Source organism: Acidimicrobiales bacterium, from assembly GCA_036378675.1.
Lineage (GTDB): Bacteria > Actinomycetota > Acidimicrobiia > Acidimicrobiales > Palsa-688 > DASUWA01.
In genome coordinates, this window is the sequence record DASUWA010000032.1 from 106,604 (window position 1) to 122,965 (window position 16,362).

At 64.8% G+C, this 16,362-nt stretch carries 13 protein-coding genes; 9 read left to right on the top strand and 4 right to left on the bottom strand.

Features of this window, described 5'->3' with window-relative positions; translation table 11 throughout:
- Window position 1 precedes the first annotated feature (1 nt).
- Window positions 2-1,150, bottom strand: a complete 1,149-nt coding sequence (locus VFZ97_11835) for an acyl-CoA dehydrogenase family protein (GenBank protein HEX6394125.1) — start codon at window positions 1,148-1,150, stop codon at window positions 2-4.
- A 63-nt stretch (window positions 1,151-1,213) separates the two neighbouring features.
- Window positions 1,214-2,182, bottom strand: a complete 969-nt coding sequence (locus tag VFZ97_11840) for a zinc-binding dehydrogenase (protein ID HEX6394126.1) — start codon at window positions 2,180-2,182, stop codon at window positions 1,214-1,216.
- Window positions 2,183-2,256: 74 nt separating this feature from the next.
- Here VFZ97_11840 and VFZ97_11845 point away from each other — a divergent pair, with 74 nt between their 5' ends.
- The 9 genes from VFZ97_11845 to VFZ97_11885 all read left to right on the top strand — a co-directional run bounded on the left by VFZ97_11845 (window position 2,257) and on the right by VFZ97_11885 (window position 13,693).
- Window positions 2,257-2,673, top strand: a complete 417-nt coding sequence (locus VFZ97_11845; protein HEX6394127.1) for an OB-fold domain-containing protein — start codon at window positions 2,257-2,259, stop codon at window positions 2,671-2,673.
- Window positions 2,674-2,684: 11 nt separating this feature from the next.
- A complete protein-coding gene (locus VFZ97_11850; protein HEX6394128.1) occupies window positions 2,685-3,887 on the top strand; it encodes a thiolase family protein in 1,203 nt (400 codons plus the stop codon).
- Between the two features lie 9 nt (window positions 3,888-3,896).
- Window positions 3,897-4,043 (top strand): hypothetical protein, encoded by a 147-nt coding sequence (locus VFZ97_11855; GenBank protein HEX6394129.1) that lies wholly within the window; start codon window positions 3,897-3,899, stop codon window positions 4,041-4,043.
- 15 nt (window positions 4,044-4,058) lie between these two features.
- Entirely contained in the window at window positions 4,059-5,042 is a 984-nt protein-coding gene (locus tag VFZ97_11860) for an adenylate/guanylate cyclase domain-containing protein (GenBank protein HEX6394130.1), read from the top strand.
- Window positions 5,042-6,436, top strand: a complete 1,395-nt coding sequence (locus tag VFZ97_11865; protein ID HEX6394131.1) for an amidase — start codon at window positions 5,042-5,044, stop codon at window positions 6,434-6,436. Before VFZ97_11860 ends, VFZ97_11865 begins: the two co-directional genes overlap by 1 nt.
- Window positions 6,437-6,618: 182 nt before the next feature.
- Window positions 6,619-8,109 (top strand): hypothetical protein, encoded by a 1,491-nt coding sequence (locus tag VFZ97_11870; GenBank protein HEX6394132.1) that lies wholly within the window; start codon window positions 6,619-6,621, stop codon window positions 8,107-8,109.
- 6 nt (window positions 8,110-8,115) lie between these two features.
- A complete protein-coding gene (locus tag VFZ97_11875) occupies window positions 8,116-9,792 on the top strand; it encodes a hypothetical protein (protein HEX6394133.1) in 1,677 nt (558 codons plus the stop codon).
- The gene (locus VFZ97_11880; protein ID HEX6394134.1) at window positions 9,789-11,984 is read left to right on the top strand and encodes an ABC transporter permease; all 2,196 of its coding nucleotides are present in this window, start codon (window positions 9,789-9,791) and stop codon (window positions 11,982-11,984) included. Before VFZ97_11875 ends, VFZ97_11880 begins: the two co-directional genes overlap by 4 nt.
- 47 nt (window positions 11,985-12,031) lie before the next feature.
- Window positions 12,032-13,693 (top strand): ATP-binding cassette domain-containing protein, encoded by a 1,662-nt coding sequence (locus VFZ97_11885; protein ID HEX6394135.1) that lies wholly within the window; start codon window positions 12,032-12,034, stop codon window positions 13,691-13,693.
- Window positions 13,694-13,695: 2 nt separating this feature from the next.
- Here VFZ97_11885 and VFZ97_11890 read toward each other — a convergent pair whose 3' ends face one another.
- Both VFZ97_11890 and VFZ97_11895 read right to left on the bottom strand, forming a co-directional pair.
- Entirely contained in the window at window positions 13,696-15,171 is a 1,476-nt protein-coding gene (locus VFZ97_11890) for an MDR family MFS transporter (protein HEX6394136.1), read from the bottom strand.
- Window positions 15,172-15,215: 44 nt separating this feature from the next.
- On the bottom strand, window positions 15,216-16,331 hold the full coding sequence (locus tag VFZ97_11895) for a phosphotransferase family protein (protein HEX6394137.1): 1,116 nt from the start codon (window positions 16,329-16,331) through the stop codon (window positions 15,216-15,218).
- Between the last annotated feature and the right edge of the window lie 31 nt (window positions 16,332-16,362).

Genomic DNA, 16,362 nt, shown 5'->3' on the forward strand with positions numbered 1-16,362 from the left:
CCTAGAAGCCGAGGCTACGGCCGACGATCTCCTTCATTATCTCCGTGGTGCCGCCATAGATCGTCGTGACGCGGGCATCCACATAGGCGCGCGCGATGGGGTACTCCATCATGTAGCCATAGCCGCCGTGGAGCTGTAGGCAGCGATCGATGACCTTCTTCTGCAGCTCGGTGCACCACCACTTCGCCATTGCGGCTTCCTCGGCGGAGAGCTCACGTCGGTTCAGAGCTACGACGCAGTCGTCGATGAACGACTGACCGATCCGGATCTCCGTCTCGCACTCGGCGAGAACGAAGCGACTGTTCTGGAAGTTGCCGACCGGCTGACCGAACGCCTTGCGGTCCTTGCAGTACTCGATCGTCCAGTCCAGTGCTGCACGTGCGCCGGCGACACCTGCGATGGCGATCGACAGCCGTTCCTGGGGGAGGTTGGTGACCAGGCTCGTGAATCCCGTGCCCTCGTCACCCAGGCGGTTCTCGATCGGCACATGTACGTCGTGAAAGAACAGCTCGGCGGTGTCCTGGGAGTGGAGCCCGATCTTCTCCAAGTTGCGGCCGCGGTCGAAACCGGGCATGCCCCGCTCGATGACCAGCAGCGACATCCCTCGGTGTTTCTGGGTCGGGTCGGTCTTGACCGCTGTGATCACCAGGTCTGCGTTGATGCCGTTGGTTATGAACGTCTTCGCCCCGTTGACCACGTAGTGGTCGCCGTCTCGGATCGCCGTTGTCGACATGGATGCGAGGTCGGACCCGATCCCCGGCTCGGTCATGGCTATGGCTGTGATCAGCTCCCCCGAGCAGATGCCGGGCAGCCAACGGGCTTTCTGCTCGTCGTTGGCGAGGCTCAGGAAGTAGGGGAGGCATATGTCGTTGTGCAAGGTGAGCCCCAGGCCCGCGCCTCCGAGGCCCAGGTACTGCACCTCCTCGTCGATCACCAGGTTGTATCGGAAATCGTCCACGCCTCCGCCGCCGAATTCCGCCGGCGCGGACATGGCGAGAAAACCGTTGGCCCCGGCCTTCTTGAACAGGGAGCGGTCGGCGATCCCGTCGCGTTCCCATTCGTTGAGGTGCGGAACGGCCTCTCTCTCGAAGAAGGCTCTGACGCTCGAGCGGAACTGCTCGTGCTCGTCATCGAAGACGGTGCGCTGCATACGTGAGCACGCTACAGCCGGCTCACGCCGGGGCGTGGGGTTGGGGCCCCATCCGGATACGGGTTACACAGCGAAGACGATCTTGCCGAATACGTCACCCGCGAGCATCCGGGCGAAACCGTCCCTCGCGTCAGAAAGAGGTATCACCGAATCGATGACCGGTCGTGCTCCGGTGGCGCACAGGAAGCCGGTCACTCCTTCCAATTCGGTCCGGCTGCCCATCGTGGAGCCGAGGATGTCGATCTGCTGGAAGAACACCCTGGGCAGTTCGACCGCCACGGTGAGGCCGGTGGTGGCGCCGCACACGACGATCGTGCCGCCAGGTCGGACCGACCTTAGAGAGTGGCCGAACGTCGCCTCGCCGACCGTCTCCATAACCGAGTCGACCCGTTCAGGCAGCCGGGCACCCGACTCGAACACCTCGTGCGCTCCGATCTCGAGCGCCCTCGACCTCTTTTCCTCGCTGCGGCTGGTGGCCCACACGCGGTAGCCGGCGGACCGGGCGAGGACTATCGCGGCGGTGGCTACCCCGCCGCCGGCGCCCTGGATGAGAACGGTGTCGCCCGGCAGCAATCGGGATCGACTGAACAGCATCTTGTAGGCGGTCAACCAGGCGGTCGGCAGGCAGGCAGCCTCTTCGAACGAGAGGGCCGCGGGCTTGGGGATCATGTTGCGGCGGGGGACGACGACCTTCTCGGCCATCGCACCCTGATGGCGCTCTGAAAGAAGCGACCGCTTCGGGTCGAGGGTCTCGTCGCCCCTGCCGGCGTCGGGATCCCCTATGACCGCGTGCACGATCACCTCGTTGCCATCCTCGTCGACGCCGGCCGCGTCGCAACCGAGGATCATCGGAGTCTGCTCAGCGGTGAGACCGACCCCCCGGAGCGACCAAAGGTCGTGGTAGTTGAGAGAAGCTGCTCGCACCGAGACGGTCGTCCAGCCGACCGGAGCGACCGGTTCAGGCTGGTCTCCTATCTCGAGGGCGGACAGGGGGTCGTCGGAGGAGACGCGAGCGGCGTAGGCGGCGAGCATGGCTTCCGAACTTAGCGATACGGTTCGTGGACGCGTAAGGTGCATCGATCGCCTAACCCGATGAACCTAGCCCGATGAATCGAAACGGAGGGGAGATGGGCCAGCAGGTCCCCATGGTCAGCTACCTGGTGCTCGGTGACCACCCGCACCTGGTCGCGAGCGAATGCACATCCTGCGGAGCTCGTTTCTTTGACCGCAGGAACGCGTGTGCGTCGTGCAGCGGCACGGAGTTCAAGAGCTTCGACGTATCCCCCGAAGGGGAGTTGCGGACGTTCACGATCGTTTCCTACGCGGCCCCGGGGATTCCCGTCCCCTTCGTCGCGGGTGTGGTGGACTGCGACGGCACGAGCGTGCGGGGCAACGTCATCAACACTCCGGCGGACGCTGAGCACGTTCGGACCGGGATGAAGGTCCGGCTCGCGACCTACGTGGTGGGTACCGACGACGAGGGAACTGAAGCGATCGGCTTCGGTTTCGAACCAGCAGAGTAAGGAGATCGGTCATGGCTAGCGACGACATCTGGATTCTCGGGATTCACATGACCAAGTTCGGGAAGCACCCGGACAAGGACCCGATCGACCTCGCTTCCGAGGCCGCGCTCAGCGCAATCGCCGACGCCGACGTGAACATGAAGGACATCGGGGTTCTGGCCTACGGGAACCTGGTCGGCCAGACGATGGGGCAGATGCTCCAGAAGCAGATCGGCCAGACCGGCATACCCGTGTACAACGTGGCGAACGCATGCGCTACCGGTGCCACCGCCCTCCGGACCGCGATCATGTCGGTCAAGGCCTGCGAGACGGACATGGGGCTCGCGGTCGGGGTCGAGAAACTCGCCGGCGCCGGATTGCTGGGCGGCGGCGGACGGGCGAAGAAGGACGGCAACAAGTTCGAGCCGCAAGGCCGGTACGGGGCCGTCGTCCCGGTCGATGGACGAATCGGCACGGAGACGATGCCAGGCGTGTTCGCCCAGATAGGCATGGAATACGGGCATCAATACGGTGGAGCGTCGTTCGAGTTGTTCGCGCGGATCAGCGAGAAGAACCACGCCCACTCGACCCTGAACCCCCTCGCTGCCTACAACAAGAAGATGAGCCTCGACGAGATCATGAACGACGTCATGATCGCTTATCCGAACACCAGGCCGATGTGCTCGGCCAACTGCGACGGCGCCGCGGCCGCGGTGGTCGTGTCGGGAGCGAAGCTGAAGACCCTCTCGCCCGTTCAGCAGCGCCGGGCGGTGAAGGTCAGCGCGTCGGTGCTGACGACCGATCCGTGGCAGGAGGCGTGCCAGGTCCTGCCCGACGTCAACACCCTGACTCGCAACGCCGCCCAACAAGCGTATTCACAAGCGGGAGTCGCGCCGGAGGACCTGGATCTGGTCGAGTTGCACGACTGCTTCGCGACCGCGGAGCTGGTCCACTACGACAACCTCATGCTTTGTCCGCCAGGAGAGGCAGTTCCGTTCTTCGAGTCGGGAGCCCCTTGGCGCGACGGCAAGACACCGGTCAACGTCTCTGGAGGCCTGCAGTCCAAGGGCCACCCCATCGCAGCGACTGGCATCGCCAACATCTGGGAGGTATGCCAGCACCTGCGGGGCGAAGGTGGCCCCAGGCAGATCGAGAACGCCAAGGTCGGCCTGGCCCACGTCATCGGGCTCGGATCCGCCTGTGGGGTGCACATCCTGGAGCGCGCCGCCGCGTAGGGTTTCTGCATGGACGATCGTCAAGGCGGAATCCCCGCATCAGACGACACTGCTGCGTTCCAGCGCTTCTACGCCCAGGAGCCGGTGGTCGAGCACGTACCGTCGCGGAGCATTCTTTACCGGGTATTCGTCGGCTGGTGGCGGGACCGCTCTTGAGACGGCGCCGCCGGCGTGGAACCTGAGCAGCTGCTCGAACGCGCCCTCGAGTCGGTCGCACAAGGAACCGTCTCAGGTAATCGCCGGTACACCGGGAGAGAACTAGCCGAGCTGACAGGCGTCGACCTCGAGCTCGCCCGGCGGCTTCGCCGGGCGATGGGGCTTCCCGACGTCCCAGAGGACGAACCGGCCTTTTTCGAGGACGACCTGAAAGCCCTGGAAAGGGCGAAGATCCTCATGGATGAGGACGGCTTGACGCAGCCGGAGCTCCTGCATCTGACCCGGACGCTCGGTCTGGCGGCCTCGCGCATGGCCGATGCGGTCGTCGGTTTCTGGACCGATCGCGTCTTGACCGGTCTGGCCGGTGGGGAGGATGCCGACGGGCTGTTGCCCTCTCCCAAGCGGGTCGACGACCTCGAGGTGGTGGTGGGCTATCTGTTGCGGCGCCACCTGCTGGACTCGATATCGAGGCGCGTGGGAGACGCTTCCGACAGCGATGCCGGGAACGTCGTGTCGGTGGGATTCGCCGACCTGGTCGGCTTCACATCGTTGGCAGAGCAGCTCAGCGACACCGAAACGGCGGAATTGATCGAGCGGTTCGAGAGGCTCGCTACCGACATCGTCGTCGGCGGCGGCGGCAGGGTGGTGAAGATGATCGGCGACGAGGTGATGTTCACGGCCGAGCCGTCCATGGTCGCCGAGATAGCCCTTCGGCTCGCCGAAACATTCGACTCCCCGGATGTGCCGTCGGTTCGGGTGGGTGTCGCCGTGGGCAACGTCGTGTCGCAGTCGGGCGACCTGTACGGCCCGGTCGTCAACCTCGCTTCGCGGGCGACCATGGCCGCCCGTCCAGGATCGGTGTTGATCTCACCCAGCCTCGCCGAGGTGGTTGCGGGCGACGACCGTTATTCCGTCAGTCCTATCCGGGCCCACAAGCTCAAGGGCATCGGGACGGTGCAATTGAGCGTGCTTCGCCGGCGAGGCGACAATCGTCGCTGATGCCCGAGCCAACCCTGGAATCCCAAGCCGCCCGCCTCGTGTCGCGGGACGTGAGCAGCGCCGAACTGGTCGGCGACGCGCTCGAGCGTGCGAGGGCAGTGCAGTCCAAGCTCAATCCGTTCAGGATGATCCGGGAGGAAAAAGCCACGGCCGAGGCGGCGCAAGCCGACCGCAGGCTGTCGAGCGGTGAGCGGCTGCCGCTTCTCGGTGTTCCCATCGCCATCAAGGACGACAGTGACCTGGAAGGTGAGACGACCGAGTTCGGTTGTCCCGGCGACTTCACGCCGAAGACGGCCGACTGCGAGGCGGTCCGGAGGCTCCGCGCGGCAGGGGCGATCATCATCGGCAAGACCAACACACCCGAGTTCGGACAGTGGCCGTGGACCGAGAGCACCGCTTGCGGCCCGACCCGCAACCCGTGGAGCCCCGACTTCAGCCCCGGTGGCTCTTCGGGCGGGTCAGCCGTTGCCGTCGCCACGGGAGTCGTCGCGGCCGCAATGGGGTCCGATGGGGCGGGGTCGGTTCGCATCCCCGCGTCGTGGACCAACCTTGTCGGAATCAAGCCGCAGCGCGGCCGGATCTCCACCTGGCCCGACCCTGAGGCGTTCAACGGGATCACGTGCCACGGTCCACTGGCGCGCAACGTCGCGGACGTGGCATTCCTGCTGGACGTGCTCCGGGGCAACCACCCCGGAGACCTCCACAAACCGCCGCCCCCGCGGCGGCCGTACGCCGAGGCGGCCCGGACCACTCCTCCCCGGCTTCGGATCGCCTTCTCCAAGAAGATCCCGTTCAGCCTGGTGTCCACCAAGCTCGACCCGGAGGTGGAGCTTGCAGTCGCTTCCATCGCGGAGCGAATCAGCGGGCTCGGGCACGAGGTCGAGGAGGCTGATCCGGCCTACGGTCTGGTCGGCATCTCGTTCGTGCCCCGCTCTACCGCCGGTGTGGCCGATTGGTGCCGGCGGGTTCCCGACGAGGCCGTCCTCGACCCTCGTACGCGCGCTAACGGCCGGATGGGCCGGCTTCTCGGCGGCCCGATCCTCCGTGCCGCGAAACGGCTCGAACGTCCGTTTGCCAAACGAATCGGAGCCGTGTTCGAGCGGTTCGACATCGTGGTCACTCCTACGACCGCCAAGCCGGCGATTCCCATAGGAGCATTCGAGGGCCTGAGCGGCTGGGCGACGGATCAGCTCATGGCGGGAGCATGCCCCTACGCCTGGCCGTGGAACGTGCTCGGCTGGCCGGCGGTGAACATTCCCGCCGGGTTCACCTCGGCCGGGCTGCCGGTGGGAGCGCAGCTGGTGGGCCCGGCGAACAGCGAAGACCTGCTCATCTCGCTGGCCGCGGAAGTGGAGGCAGTCTCCGATTGGACCCGCCAGCAACCCGTCTTCTGAACCCCGACAGGTATAGGCCGGATACGGGTATTACTCTCACAATCCGTTGCTTTGCGGACATTCCGGGGGGAACCGGGGCCGCCCGCAAAGCAGGACCGGAGAGAGAACCGTCGAACTAGGTGTTACATCCGTCACGTCGTTTGACCGGAAGTTGTTAGTCCAGCATCGGGGGATCGCGCATTTTGAGTGCACGGCGTAGTGGTCTTTGGCGGTACAGCCGTTGGGCGGTCGCAGTTGCGGCCGTCGGAATGGTGGTAACCGGCGCAGCGGGGATGATCACGGGTGGAAAGGCGGCCGCCGCCGACAGTCCCGGGGTCGGTTCCGCCTCGGCTGAAGGCTTCGAAGTGACCCCACACGAGGGGTCGCTCGCCGTAGGGGGGATCTTCGACGAGGCCCTGGCCGGGCACACCGACAAGATCGCACGAGCCCAATCGCAGGGGCTCGACCTCGGCGCGGTCGGAGCCGCGATCAAGGGGTACAACTGCGGGCAACCGCCGACTGCGCTCGCGCAGTTCGTCCCCGACCCCCTGCAAGCCGAGACGCCGTCGGCCGGCGGCTCCGACCAACACTCGGCCGGCCCGACGGTGAGCGACAACAACTCCGACGGCAGCACCGAGCACGTCGTAGCGGACGGCACCCCCTACGGCGAGGCCGACACCATCTTCGGGGGGACCGTCGCGGCACCCGGCAACCTGATCACCTTCTCACACGTCGTGAGCAAGGCGTGGTCCGGCCTGGTGAACGGCGCCCGCCAGGCCGCCGCGACGGTGGATGTCGGTCAGGTCACCATCGCCGGCGTGATCAGCCTGAGCGGTCTCCACTGGGAGTCCATCTATCCCACGGGCAGCGGCGGGGGACAGCCCACCAGCTACTTCCAGATCGGCAAGGTGAACGTCAACGGTCAGTCGATCCCTGCTACTGATCTGTCACAGGTGTCGAACGCGATCAATACGGTCCTCGGCCAGATCGGCATCGCTGTGAACTTCCCGACCGCGACGAATGCACAGGGGATTCAGTTCGAGTCCCCGCTTTCGATCCAGGTCGTTCCGAACACCACCCGGAACGGAATCACCGACCCGGTCATCGCCGGCGTGATCGAGCCGAACTACTTCCCGATTGCTAGCGGTCTCGAGAACGGATTCGCCAACACCTCACCCCCCTACAACTCGCTTGCACCGATCGAGCAGAACGACCCGACCCACCAGTTGCAAGCCGCCCTTTGCCAGACCGACACGCCAATCACCGTCGCCGACATCACCATCGCCTCCTTCACCGCCGGCGGCTTCTTCAACATCTCCCTCGGAGGGGTTAACGCTTCGAGCGGCGACCTGCCGAGCAACCCCTACAACCTCGCATTCGGCGGGTTCGGGGACCTGAGCGTCCCGGGAACCAGCCAGTTCACCGCTGGCACCCCAAGCGTCGCCGGGACGTCAGACACGGGGACCGCGCTCGCGGGTGCGTCTTCCACCCCAACCACTTCTTCAACTCCATCGAGCGGCACCCCGGCCCGTTCGGGACCGAGCACCGCTATTCCGGCTGCGACCGTGACGGGCGAGGCGGCCGGCCCGCTTCTCGGAATCGGTCTCGGAATTCTCGGGCTGCTCGCGCTTCTTGCTGAGGCCGACCGGCGGATGATCCGCCACGGCGTCAAGACCGACATTTTTGAGGAGTAGCTGCTGATGCCAGTTTCTTCCAACGGCACCTCTCCCGGTGTCCGTACCCGGTTACTGCGTGGATACGGGCCAGTCGCCGCTCTCGCGGCACTGGTGGTTATCGTCGCCTTGTCCGTCCCGTCCAAGGTGCCGACCAAACGGGCGGTGAGTACCGGACCAGGGAACGGGGCATCGAGCCAGACGTTCCAGGGAGGTCCGTCGGCGGCGGGAAGTACCGGGGCGTCCGGCTCTACCGCTACAGGCACCCCCGCGTCTGGTGGGGCCACCGGTTCTTCCGGCCAGGCGGGGGCCGCGGGAAGCACCGTGAACACGCCTGGGAAGGTCCTGCCATGCAACGGGCAGACCCAGCAAATCCCGGGAGATCCGTACTCGCCCGCGTGCGTCACGTTCTCGGGCAGCAACGGCGGTGCAACCTCGACCGGGATCACGCCGACCGCCGTCAACGTGGCGGTGCGCTTGACGACCGACCAGAGCTTCCAGAACACCCTGGCGCAGCTCGCCGGGGCCCAGCTGCGTGACACGAACGCGGACAACCAACGAACCATCCAGGCGATGGCCGACTACTACAACTCACACTTCCAGTTCTACGGCCGGAAGATCGTGCTTCACTTCTACACAGGTCAAGGATCGCTCGGCAACGAGCTCCAGGGATACGGGCAGGCCGCCGCCGAAGCGGACGCGCAGACCGACAAGAGCCTGGGGGTGTTCGCCGACCTGACGGCTGAGTCCGAGCCGTTCGCGACTGCGTTGTGGAACCAGCACATCCTCGGATTCGGTGACCCCTACATGCCGAACTTCTGGCACCAGCAGCACGCCCCTTATGACTGGTCGCTAGCCACCGACGGCACCAAGGTGGCGACTGAGGCCGCCAACTACGTGCTCAACAAGATGTGCCCGGCCGGCACCCCGGCGGCGTACGCGGGGGGGAGCATGCACGGCGCGCCTCGCAAAATCGCCGGAATCGCCCCGCAGAACGAGCTGTACAAGGTCTCCGCCGACGTGTTCCACCAGATCCTCGGCCCCTGCAGCACCGGGCAGTACTACTACCAGCTCGACCTAGGGACAGAGTCGCAACAGGCGGCCAACCTGGTGGCCCAGCTGAAGGCCGGTGGATACACGACCATAGTCTGCGGTTGCGATCCGATCTTCCCGGTCTACCTGTCCGGGCAGGCTGCTCAGCAGGGGTACTACCCGGAGTTCGTCGAGATCGGCGCCGCTCTTGTCGACCAGGACTACGTGGGGCAGCTCTACAACCAGCAGTTCTTCTCCCACGCTTTGGGTATCAGCCCTAACGCGCCGACGCTTCCGTACACCCAGACGATCGGGTACGCCGCCTACAAGACTCAACGCACCGACGAGCCAGCCTTCTTCGTCAACATCATCTACCTGCAGTTCGACATGATGGCGATAGGTCTCGAGATGGCCGGGCCCAACCTCAATCCGCAGACCTTCGCACAGGGCATGTTCAACTTCAGCCCGAGACAGGGCCCCGCCGGGTTGTGGGGATGGAACTCCAGTCAGTACACCATCCCGAACGACGTGCGTGAGGTTTGCTGGAGCCCCAACACGGTCTCGGCGTACAACGGGAAGATGGGCGCCTACATCAACACCAATGGGAACCAACGTTGGACGATCGACAACATCCCCAAGGGGGCTCCCGGCTGCCCGATACCTAAGTCATGAGCGTCGCGGCGGTAAGCCTCGAGCGCTGGGAGGGGCTGTCGGTCAAGGCGCGGGTGTGGATCGGCATCTCCGCCGTTATCGCCGGCTACTTCATCGCTCTCGCCATCACGGGCCCTCACGGCTGGGTGCACAGCCACGCGCCCATCGGGTTCATCCTCGTCGGCGTCGTCTATGGCTCGGTGAACGCGCTCGGGGCGATGGGTCTGATCCTCGTTTACCGCGCCAACCGGTTCATCAACTTCGCCCATGGAGCGATGGGCAGCCTCATCGGAGTGCTGGCGATCGGACTGGTGAAGGTGCATGGCCTCAACTACTGGATAGCTCTTCCGCTCGCGGTGATCGCCGGCGGGCTGCTCGGCGCACTGATTGAGGTTTCTACCATCCGCAAGTTCGCCAACCATCCGCGGCTTATCCTGCTGGTGGCGAGCGTAGGGTTGGCTCAGGGTTTGGGAGGACTCGAGTTGATCGGGTCCAAGCGCGAGCACTTCACCTCGTTCACCGGAGCGTTCGCCCCACCCTTCAACATCTCGCTGCACATCGATGTCTACACCTTCCATAGCGCCGAGATCCTTGCGGTGGCCGCGGTTCCATTGGTGCTCGCATTCCTGGCCTGGTTCTTGCTCAGGACGAATGCAGGAATCGCCGTCCGGGCGGCCGCCGAGAACAGCGACCGGGCCCAGCTTCTGGGCGTGCCGGTTCGCCGTTTGTGGACGATTGTTTGGACCATCGCGGGTGCTCTTGCGGTCCTGACCTACATGCTCTCGGCCCCATTCGAAGGAGTGAAGCCGGGCGTGGCCAGCAACGGGCCGACCGTACTTGTGCCCATGCTCGCTGTCGCCATCGTCGCCAGGATGGAATCCCTGCCCACCGCGTTCGCGGCAGGTATCGCACTCGGGATAATGGAAGCGCTGGTCCGCTGGAATACGACCGGCAATCCCGCGCTGATCTGGCCGATCTACATGGGCGTCATCATCGTCGCCCTGCTCGCGCAATCCGGTCGTCTGTCAAGGGCGCAGGAAGCGGGAACGTCCTCGTGGTCCGCCATCAAGGTGCTCAAGCCGATTCCTGACGAGTTGCGAAAGCTGCCGGAGGTCGCGTGGGCGCGAAGGCTCCTGTTCGTGGCCGTCGCTGCGGCATTCGTGTTCGTCCCCTGGATGTGGGGCCCGAGCAACCAACTACTGGCCGGATTCGCGATCGTCTGGGCCATCGTCGCGGTGTCGCTGGTGATTCTCACCGGCTGGTCCGGTCAGATCAGCCTCGGCCAGTTCGGCATAGCAGGAGTTGCCGGAGTCATCGCAGGCAACATGGTTGCGCACTGGAACGCCGACTTTTTCTTTGTGATCCTTGCCGCGGGCGGCGTCGGCGCGGCCGTGGCGATACTGGTCGGGCTCCCAGCTCTCCGAATCAAAGGTCTGTTCCTGGCAGTTACGACTCTGTCGGTGGCTGTCGCGCTCGACCAGTACTTCCTCAACCAGTCGACCTTTCCGCAATTCATTCCGATCAACGGGGTGCCCCGTCCACTGTTGTTGCAGAGGTTCGACCTCAACAACAACTACACGATGTACCTGGTGTGCCTGGGCTTCCTGGGACTCGCCATCCTTGTCACCAAGGGCATGCGCAAGGCCCGGGCCGGACGGGTGCTGATCGGCACGAACGACAACGAACGAGCCGCAGCAGCTGTATCCGTGCCGACGACGGCCGTGAAGCTCGCCGGCTTTGCAACGGCCGGAGTCATCGCCGGCATAGCGGGCGCCCTCGACGTGTACCTGCTTCAGGCACTCAACCCGGGAAGCTTCCCGCCGGTGGACAGCATCACCGTGTTCGGCTACTCCGTTATAGGTGGCCTCGGCTCAGTCACCGGAGTTCTCCTCGGGGTGCTGATCTTCAAATATCTCGAGTCGATAACTGCTTTCGGCCAGTACCACTTGGCGATCAGCGGCGCCGCGCTCCTTTGGGTTCTTCTCTTCATTCCGGGTGGCTTCGGGCAGGTTGTCTACGACGTCCGGGACCGGATCCTCCGGGGAGTCGCCAACCGCAGGAACATGATCGTGCCGAGTCTTATCGCCGACAAGCGCGGTGCCCCACCAGAACAGCAGGAAGACCTCTTGGCGACGATCGCTGCGCAAGGAACCAACGGTGCTTCCGACGGGAAGTCAACTGACGATACCGTCCCGCTGGAGATCCACACATGAACGTGATCTCCGCGACGCGAGGCCGACGAAAGGAGCAAACCGTCGACTTGACCAGCGAGATGGTACCGATCGACGGGCCGTTGTTGTCGTGCCGTTCGATCGATATGGCCTACGGGCCGGTGCAGATCCTGTTCGGCGTCGACTTCGACGTGTATCCGGGGGAGATCGTCGCGCTGTTGGGAACCAACGGTGCCGGCAAGTCGACTCTGCTCAAGGGCATCTGCGGCCTGGTCAGACCGAAGAACGGATCGGTGAAGTTCAAGGCCGAGGACATCACCAAACTGCCCGCTGACGTGACCGCGAAGCGCGGGATCTCCTTGATGCCCGGCGGCAAGGGAGTATTCCCGACGCTGTCGGTCGACGAGAACCTGCGCATGGCCGCATGGCTGATCCGCGACGATCCCGACCGGATCGAGATGGCCAAGGGCGAGGTCCTCGATCTTTTTCCCGTGCTGGCCGAGCGCCACAACCAGATGGCGGGGAACCTGTCCGGCGGGGAGCAGCAGATGCTCGCCCTCGGGTCGGCGCTGATGACACAGCCCGAGCTGCTGATGATCGACGAGCTATCCCTGGGCCTTGCGCCCACCATCGTCGGCCAGCTGCTCGAAGTTGTTCAGGAGGTTCACGACCGCGGGACCACGATCGTCATCGTTGAGCAGTCCGTCAACGTGGCCCTTAACCTCGCCAAGAGGGCGGTGTTCATGGAGAAGGGGGAGGTCCGCTTCGAAGGCCCGGCCTCTGATCTGCTCGAGCGGCCGGACATCCTCAGGTCGGTTTTCATCGCCGGTGCCGCCAGCCAGGACGCTGCCGAGTCGGCGCTGCACGTTGACGGGCAGAAGCAGCCGACCCGGCGGCGCCGGACCACCAAGAAAGCCGAAGTCGAGACCGAGTCGAGGATCCCAGAGGACGCCAAGGTCGTTCTGGCGTGCCGAGACTTGGTGAAGAGGTTCGGCGGTATCACTGCGGTCGACCACGTCGACCTCGAGGTGCGCCAGGGCGAGATCCTCGGCTTGATCGGGCACAACGGAGCCGGCAAGACCACGCTTATGGATTGCGTGTCCGGCTTCCTTCAGGCCGACGGCGGCCGCATAATCCTTCGGGGTATCGACGTGACCGACTGGGCGCCGCACCTCCGCTCCCGGGGCGCGATGGGTAGGTCGTTCCAAGACGCCCTGTTGTTCCCGACCTTGACCGTCTTCGAGACCATCGCAGTTGCGCGCGAGAGGCATTTGGCGAGCCGGGACATGTTCGCTGCCGCCCTGCAACTGCCGGCGTCCTACGAGTCGGAGCTCGAGGTCGAGTTCGTAGTCAACGATCTCATCGACTTGATGGGCCTCGACGCGTACCGCGAGAAGCTGACTGGCGAGCTGTCTACCGGTACGAGGCGAATAGTTGATCTCGCGTGCATACTTGCCCAGGAACCGAAGGTGCTGCTGCTCGACGAGCCCTCGGGCGGTGTGGCGCAAAAGGAGACCGAAGCTCTCGGACCGCTGCTACGGCGCGTGCAACAGCGGACTGGATGCTCGATACTGATCATCGAACACGACATGCCACTGCTCTCCGGGCTGTGCGATCGCCTAGTGGCGCTCGAGCTCGGAGGAGTGATCGCGGAAGGCACTCCGACCGGGGTGCTGAACCATCCCGCTGTGATCGCCTCGTATCTCGGCACCGACGAAAAGGCGATTGCCCGCTCGGGCGTGCGCGGCTAGTTTCAGGCGGTTGCTGCGGCGGGCTCGGCCTGCTCGGCGCCACGCGCGGCGGACGCACCTGCGCGGCGGCGCCGAGGCACCATCGTCTTCGCGGCGTCCGAGTCGTTCACGGTGAGAGCCGCCACCGCAGCCAGCAGCGCTATCGCCGCGGCGACGAGGAAAGCGGTGTGGTAGGCGCTCAGGTTGGGAACCGCGTGGTGAGCGACCTGCTTGACTGGCCCGACCGTGGCAACAACCGTCGTCAATAGGGCGACTCCGATCGCGCCGCCCAGCTGGCGCTCGGCGTTGAAAAGAGTTGAGGCTCGCCCGGTGTCGGCCGGGGAGATGGTCGCGAACCCCGCCGCTTGCGACGGGACGAAAACGTGGGCCATGCCGTACCCGGCGACGAACAGAAGAACCCTCATCCACCACAAGTTGGTGCTCTTGTCGATAAGGGTCATGAGTGAGAGGGTCCCCGCCAGGATCAGAAGCCCGGCGATCAGGATCCGGCGAGGACCGATCACCGGATAGAGCAACCTGGTCACGACTTGGGCGCCGAGCATCACCCCGATGGCCTCGGGAAAGGTGCTCAGCCCAGACTGGAGAGCCGAAAGTCCGAGACCATCCTGGAAGAACAGGGCCACCAGAAAGAGCAGTCCGAGGAATGCCGCCGACCCGATTCCGAGCACCGCGGTGGAGCTTCGGAACAGGCGGTCCTTGAAGAGCCTTACGTCGATCATCGGGTACGCGGTCCGCAGCTCCACCAACACGGTCGCCGCCAGGAACACAGCCCCTACCACGATTGTGCTGACGATGAGCGGTGTTCCCCATCCCTTGAACGGTCCTTCGGACACGCCATACATGAGCGACCCGAGGCCTGCAGCCGAGAGCAGGAAGCCGGCGAGATCGAAGGATCCCGGTGACAGTTCCTTTTGTTCCTGGAGGAAAACCGAGCCGAACACGAGGGCGGCGATGCCGATCGGTACGTTCACGTAGAACACCCAGCGCCACGATGCCTCGGTGACGAGAATGCCGCCCAGAACCGGACCGAGTGCGGGAGCCATCGCCGTCGGAATGACCAGGATGCTCGAGGCTCTCACCCGCTCCGCCGGAGGGAACGTCCGGTACAGCAGCGCCATGCCAACTGGCACCATTAGGCCGCCGCCGATCCCTTGAATGATCCGGAAGACAACAAGCTCGCCGAGGCTCGTCGCTGCTCCGCACAGCGCCGACGCGACAGTGAAGATGACGACGGAGGCGAGCATGATCCGCTTGCCGCCGAATCGGTCGCCGAGCCACCCGGAGGCCGGGATGAACACGGCCAGGCTCACCAGGTACCCGATGGCGACCGTGTCGACCGAATCGGGACGGACGTGGAACTCCCGCCCGAGCGTCGGCAACGCCACGTTGACGATGGTCGCGTCCATGATGTTGAGGAACATCGCGGAGACGAACACCACGCTGACGGCGATCTTCTGGTTCATCGGGCGCGTCAGCACGACAAGTGAGGCTACCTAACCTTCTCTTGCAAACAAAGCGTGATTTATCGGGAGATCATCCGCGCGAGGGTTTCGGCGTTCATGATCAGCTCGTCGACGGTTGCCGGCATCGGGCGGTCCCCGAAGTGGACTTGCCGCCAGCTGGTTCGCATGAACACGATCGCCAGCTGCAGGCAGGAGTAGTTGATGTACCAGTCGAGGTCCCGAGGGCTCCTTCCCGTGATCCCCTCGTAGGTCGCGGCTACGTCGTCGGTTCGGAGGAAGTGCGGCATCCCCGGCAGCCCCATCTGGGACGAAATGTCCTCGAACATCAGGTGCAGGTAGACCAACCAGCCCAGGTCGAGCTCCGCCGGGCCGACACCTGCCATTTCCCAGTCGAGCACCGCGACCGGCTCGAACTCCCTGTAAAGGATGTTTCCGATCCTGGAATCACCCCACGAGAACACCGTTTCGCTCTCATGAGCGGGCCAGTGGTCGTCGAGCCAAGCGAATCCGTTTTCCACCAGCTCCGACCGACCACACGACTTGGCGGCGAACTCGTACCAAGCTCGCCTTCCCGCGACGTGGCGGCGCAGCGCGGTGTCGCCCGGATACGGGTGCTGCAGGTGCGCGAACCTATCTTCGGGGTTCGGTATCGCGTGCAGCCTGGCGATCGCCGAGACGGTCGATTCCTGTAGCTTCTTCTGGCTCTCCGGGGGGGCGTCGTACAACCAGTTGTCACCGAACGTGTACGGCATGACATCTGGGGGTACCAGTCCTTCCACCTTGCCCATGATGAAGAACGGTGACCCGATCACCTCGGCGTCCGGCTCGCACCAGAGTGGCGGTGGGACCGGCACGTCCGTCAGCTCGGCGACCGTCTGGATCGTCTTGAATTGGCCTGGCATGTCGTAGCTCGGGAACACCGGTACGTCGGCGGCAGCGGGGGCGACCCTCGCCACCAGGTTCAACGTGGTCGACTTCGCGTTTGGCTCGTCGAACGTGAGGTCGAACAACAGGGTTTCGCTCGACATGCCATTCGTCGACGTCCCCTCCAGCCCGGAGACCTTGTGGTTCCTTCCTTCCGGCCAGTGCGTCGCACATGCCGCCTCGAGTGCGTCGCTCACCGCGTCGAGGTCTCTGCTCGACCGATGCGATACGTCCGAAGTGTCGCTGCTCATCTTTTGTCCTATCCCCCCGGTTTCGGTGTTT

Coding starts and splice junctions, on each gene's coding strand:
- VFZ97_11835 (HEX6394125.1), bottom strand. CDS start 1,150: ATGCAGCGCACCGTCTTCGATGACGAGCACGAGCAGTTCCGCTCGAGC.
- VFZ97_11840 (HEX6394126.1), bottom strand. CDS start 2,182: ATGCTCGCCGCCTACGCCGCTCGCGTCTCCTCCGACGACCCCCTGTCC.
- VFZ97_11845 (HEX6394127.1), top strand. CDS start 2,257: ATGAATCGAAACGGAGGGGAGATGGGCCAGCAGGTCCCCATGGTCAGC.
- VFZ97_11850 (HEX6394128.1), top strand. CDS start 2,685: ATGGCTAGCGACGACATCTGGATTCTCGGGATTCACATGACCAAGTTC.
- VFZ97_11855 (HEX6394129.1), top strand. CDS start 3,897: ATGGACGATCGTCAAGGCGGAATCCCCGCATCAGACGACACTGCTGCG.
- VFZ97_11865 (HEX6394131.1), top strand. CDS start 5,042: ATGCCCGAGCCAACCCTGGAATCCCAAGCCGCCCGCCTCGTGTCGCGG.
- VFZ97_11875 (HEX6394133.1), top strand. CDS start 8,116: ATGCCAGTTTCTTCCAACGGCACCTCTCCCGGTGTCCGTACCCGGTTA.
- VFZ97_11880 (HEX6394134.1), top strand. CDS start 9,789: ATGAGCGTCGCGGCGGTAAGCCTCGAGCGCTGGGAGGGGCTGTCGGTC.
- VFZ97_11895 (HEX6394137.1), bottom strand. CDS start 16,331: ATGAGCAGCGACACTTCGGACGTATCGCATCGGTCGAGCAGAGACCTC.